The organism is Bacillus massilinigeriensis (assembly GCF_900111815.1).
GTDB lineage: Bacteria > Bacillota > Bacilli > Bacillales > Cytobacillaceae > Mesobacillus_C > Mesobacillus_C mediterraneensis.
Genome location: NZ_LT630008.1, coordinates 1 through 1,525, shown reverse-complemented (window position 1 = coordinate 1,525; position 1,525 = coordinate 1). Strand labels below are relative to the sequence as shown.

The 1,525-nt window shown below is 33.7% G+C and carries 1 protein-coding gene and 1 pseudogene; both read right to left on the bottom strand.

Annotated elements, in window-relative coordinates; genetic code table 11:
- A pseudogene (locus tag BQ5796_RS15750) lies at positions 1-213 on the bottom strand (DUF1672 family protein); the annotation flags it as partial.
- Between the two features lie 268 nt (positions 214-481).
- Positions 482-1,426, bottom strand: coding sequence for a DUF1672 family protein (locus BQ5796_RS15745; protein WP_071461338.1), 945 nt, complete (start codon positions 1,424-1,426; stop codon positions 482-484).
- Positions 1,427-1,525 lie beyond the last annotated feature (99 nt).

The following is a 1,525-nucleotide window of genomic DNA, read 5'->3' as shown; positions in this document are numbered from 1 at the left end:
AACTTCTTCTTCCTCACCGCCCTTCATACGATAACCTTCACCGGTATAATCTTGGACGCTAACGTATCGCTCGTCGGTTTGTGTGTTTTTGCTTGAAGCTTTTGGTTTTTCTTCGTTTTGATTCGTATTTGATGTGTCCATGTTTAAACAGCCTCCCATTAATAAAGCAGATCCAATGCTTGCGATTAACAAACGCTTTTTATTTTTTGACATAGGTCCTCCTTGGACATAAATGATGTAGTTTAAATATGAGTAAATACGACCTTTTTATCCAATAATTGTATAAGAAAAAGGGTTGATTGTATATAAACATGGTAACTGTATTTTCTAATCAATCAATAAACAGTAAAAAAGACCTAAACTATTGGCTTTATAAATATGAAGTTGATTATCTGGGATTCATTACTTAATCGAGAAAGTGCAGAATACAGTATAGTGGGATTTTTTTATCAAAACAATCTATATACTTTGATAAACCCGCTTACTCCTTCACTATTAGGTGGTTATAATTTGTATCAAGAGAACTTTCTTTACTACCAAGGCCTGACAATTTGTTTACATAGTTATCATGGAGAGAAATACCATAAGATCCAGTAGGAAGGTTATTTGCGTTTTTAATTTCCTCGCTTAGCTGGTTGAAAATTTTAACATCCGGTTTTTTAGTTTTATCTTTCATAAAGAATTGGATAGAAAAAATGACATCTTCAGGTTTTAATTTGATAGAAGTATGATAAATCTTTTTAATTTCCTCTTTCGTGATATCTGGCTTATTTAAATATGCGTCTAATAAAGGTTTAAAAGGATCGTTTAAAACACCTAAATAGAAATAAGGGGTAACGTAACCGGTGTATGCAAACTTTCGTGTAAGTTTAGGATTCTGCCCTACAATAGGATACTTTTTTGAAAGTTCTACCGTGAGTTCTTTAAGATGATTAAAAGCTTTTTCATTGGAAAGTTGATAAAGAGCTGTCTGCATTGCCCATTCAACAGCACTATCTTCTGACCAGACTTTGTTATAATGGACCTTATTCTCCGCATCATTAATTGGAACGATTGCATATGTATGGAAATCCAGTAGACCTTTTGATTTTACAAAAACTGTAGCCGCACCATCTGCACCAATCATATGCTGCACTTCAACTTCTGTTTTATATTGATTTAGAAAAAACTCTTTGACAGCCCTTTCAATTTCTTCTCTGTTTTTTTTCGCAATCTTTTCTTCTTCCTGGCCGCCATCCATTTGGTAGCCCTCACCGACATATTCTTGAACGCTGACATATCGTTCATCGGTTTGGGTATTATTGCTTGAAGCTTTTGGTTTTTCTTCGTTTTGATTCGTATTTGATGTGTCCATGTTTAAGCAGCCTCCCATTAATAAAGCAGATCCAATGCTTGCGATTAATAATCGTTTTTTATTTTTTGACATAGGTCCTCCTTGGATGGTACATAAATGATGTAGTTTAAATGAGTAAATACGATCCTTTTATCCAATAATTGTATATGAAAAGAGCTGGTTGTATACAAA

Excerpts from the sequence above, each read along its gene's own strand:
- BQ5796_RS15745 (WP_071461338.1), bottom strand. The coding sequence starts at position 1,426 with ATGTCAAAAAATAAAAAACGATTATTAATCGCAAGCATTGGATCTGCT.